This window comes from Skermanella aerolata KACC 11604, assembly GCF_000936425.1.
Classification (GTDB): Bacteria; Pseudomonadota; Alphaproteobacteria; order Azospirillales; family Azospirillaceae; genus Skermanella; species Skermanella aerolata.
The window spans coordinates 1-2,660 of the sequence record NZ_AVFK01000132.1 but is presented as its reverse complement, the minus strand read 5'-3'; the positions used below and the strand labels follow the sequence as shown (position 1 = coordinate 2,660).

Genomic DNA, 2,660 nt, shown 5'->3' with positions numbered 1-2,660 from the left:
GGACGGCCACTCCTGCCGCAGACGGGATTGTAGGTGGCCTGGATCCAGACCTCACGACCGCCCTTGCCGAGGCGCCTGTACTCGGCCGTCTGAAAGCGGCCCTCCTTCAGCCCGGCCCAGAACTGTCGGTACTCGCTGCTCTCGCGCTCTGCGGGATCGACGAACAGGCTGTGGTGCCTGCCCCTGATCTCATCGAGCGTATAGCCGACGGCGGCCAGGAAATTTTCGTTGGCAGTCAGGATCGTGCCGTCCATTGAGAACTCGATGATGCCCTGCGACTTGCCGATCGCGGCCAGTTGGGCCTCAAGTTCCCTCAAACGTTTGGATTTGAAAAACATATCAAGGCCTCGCTCTGCCGGTCGCTGGGATGTCGTGAGTTCGACGTGCCGAGCTGCCTCCAAACAAACCGAGGTAGGGGCAACTCTTCCGATTTAACATAATGGGAAAATAGGTTTATTGTAGCTCTTAAGACTAAAATTAGTGATTGATTATTTCCTTCGTCAGACCTCAGCCGATACTGCGGATCACCGGCAGCACAGCCCCGCGATGCGCCGCCCGGCTGGTTTTTTGTCAGCCGAACAGAGCGTCGATGTCGGACTGGCTGCGGCCCTGGCCGGGCGGCGCCGGACCGTTGAGCAGGTGGGCATCGGGCCGCGGGTCGGCTGAGCCCGGCGGTGGCCCGCCGCCCGGGCCTCCTGGCTGATCCGCCCAGAGCTGGATCATGGCGTTGACCCGCTGTTCCAGGTAGCGCAGTGCGTTGACCACCTTGGTCGTGCGCTGACCCGTGATGTCCTGGAACGAGCACGCCATCAGGATCTCGGTCGCCTGCGCCTCGATGCCAGCGGCCAGATCACCCAGCCCCGCTGCGCTGACCTGCCCGGCCTGCTCGAGCAGGCGCTCGGCCGCGTTCAGGATCTCCGAGGTCGCCCGCTCGGTGGCGCTGACGATCGCGTCCAGTTCGCCGGTCGCCGCCAGGATCCGGTTGTCCGCCGCGTGCTCCGGGCGCAGGGCCGCGATCTCGCGCCGCATCTGCAGGATTGCGCCACTCATCTCCTCCAGCTCGCGCCGCACCAGTCCGGTCCGCTGGTCGGCGGCATCGGCGCCGCGCTGCTGCCACAGCTCGCGCAACCCACTGACCAGAGCGCGCACCTCGTCGGTCCCCACGACCCGGGAGCGCAGTTCCAGCGCCCTCAGAAACGCCCGACCCTCGGCAGTCCGGCCGATTTCGTGAGCGATCTCCTGGAAACGGTTCTCGCTCAGCGCCGCTTCGCAAGCAGAACTATCAGTCATGGTGTCCCTCACCCGAGCACGCTGGCGATCTTCTGCTTCAACGTGTCGGCGTTGAACGGTTTGACGATGTAGTTGTTGACCCCGGCCTGCTTGGCGGCAACCACGTTCTCGGTCTTGCTCTCGGCGGTGACCATGATGAACGGCGTGCCACTCAGCTTATTATCAGCGCGCACCTCCTTGAGCAGCTGCAGACCGGTCATCGGCTCCATGTTCCAGTCGGAAATCACCAGCCCGAACTGCGTCTCGCGCAGCTTCTGCAGGGCGACGATGCCATCACCTGCTTCCTCGACATCGAGGTGGCCGATCTGGCTCAGCAGGTTGCGCACGATGCGGCGCATCGTGGCGTAGTCGTCAACAACCAGGATCTTCATGATAGAAATACTCAGCATGTGGGAAAAGTACGGTGTGGGCGGTATCAGGCGACGGCGGTGAGGGAGGCGAGCAGGCGGTCGACCTCGAGCACGATCAGCAGCGCGCCGTTCAGCCGGTAGATGCCGCTGGACAGCTCACGCCAGCGGCCGTCGAGCGTTTTGGGCGTCCGCTCGAAGTCGTCGGGCGACAGGCTCAGCACCTCGCCGACCTCGTCGACCATCAGGCTGTAGAGCTCGCCGTACAGCTCGACCACGATGCTCATGCCAGGTTTGTCCCCGGGCCGGGCCGGCAGACCGAGGCGCAGCCGGACATCGATCGCGGTGACGATCCGGCCGCGCAGGTTGAGCGATCCGCCGACCTCCGGCGGCGCCAGCGGAACCCGGGTGACGCGCTGGGGGCCCAGCACATCCTGGACCTGGAGCACCGGAATGCCGAACTGATGGCCGGCAATCGTCAGGGTGATCAGGTCCTCGCTGAGGTTGGCGGCCGGGCCGGCAGATCTGGACGAGGGAACAGGCAGGGCGGTCATGCGGCACCTTCGGAGAGGGTCTGGGACAGGGAAACCAGCAGGGCGTCACGGTCGAACTTGGCGACATAGTCGGTGAAACCGGCCTGACGGCCCCGCTCCAGATCGCGCGGTGACGCACAGCTGCTCAGCGCCACCAGCGGAGTGGCGTGCCAGCGGGTATCGCCGCGGATCACTTCAGCGAACTCGAAGCCGCTCATGCCCGGCATCTCGATATCGCTGACGATGACGTCGAAGTCCTCGCCTGCCTCGCACAGGTTCAGCGCCTCGTCGGCACTCTGCACCGTGGTCACCTGATAACCGGCCACCGTCAGCAGCGGAGTGAGAAGATTGCGGAAGAACGGGCTGTCGTCGACCAGCAGGACCCGATGCGCCTTCTCCTCCTCGTAGGCCTCGCGGGCCGACGAGCCGAACCAGTCGCCGTAGGCCTGGGTCAGGAAGAAGCCGGCGTCGATCAGGTCGGTCGCCTTGC

The 2,660-nt window shown here is 64.9% G+C and carries 5 protein-coding genes; all 5 read right to left on the bottom strand.

The window, feature by feature from the left end:
* Window positions 1-338 (bottom strand): PAS domain-containing protein (locus N826_RS38645; RefSeq protein ID WP_044437879.1); only part of this gene is annotated, 338 nt, incomplete at its 3' end.
* 232 nt (window positions 339-570) lie between these two features.
* Window positions 571-1,290, bottom strand: coding sequence for a protein phosphatase CheZ (locus N826_RS38640; RefSeq protein WP_052832813.1), 720 nt, complete (start codon window positions 1,288-1,290; stop codon window positions 571-573).
* 8 nt (window positions 1,291-1,298) lie between these two features.
* Window positions 1,299-1,661, bottom strand: coding sequence for a chemotaxis response regulator CheY (locus N826_RS38635; RefSeq protein ID WP_044437877.1), 363 nt, complete (start codon window positions 1,659-1,661; stop codon window positions 1,299-1,301).
* A gap of 44 nt (window positions 1,662-1,705) precedes the next feature.
* Window positions 1,706-2,191 carry a chemotaxis protein CheW gene (locus N826_RS38630; RefSeq protein WP_044437875.1) on the bottom strand — a complete coding sequence of 162 codons (486 nt, stop codon included), beginning with the start codon at window positions 2,189-2,191 and terminating at the stop codon, window positions 1,706-1,708.
* Window positions 2,188-2,660, bottom strand: a 473-nt coding sequence (locus N826_RS38625) for a response regulator (RefSeq protein WP_044437874.1), incomplete at its 5' end; no start/stop codon positions are given. The genes N826_RS38630 and N826_RS38625, both read right to left, overlap by 4 nt.

Bases quoted from the DNA above. Each gene is read 5' to 3' on its own strand.
- N826_RS38640 (WP_052832813.1), bottom strand. From the start codon at position 1,290: ATGACTGATAGTTCTGCTTGCGAAGCGGCGCTGAGCGAGAACCGTTTC.
- N826_RS38635 (WP_044437877.1), bottom strand. From the start codon at position 1,661: ATGAAGATCCTGGTTGTTGACGACTACGCCACGATGCGCCGCATCGTG.
- N826_RS38630 (WP_044437875.1), bottom strand. From the start codon at position 2,191: ATGACCGCCCTGCCTGTTCCCTCGTCCAGATCTGCCGGCCCGGCCGCC.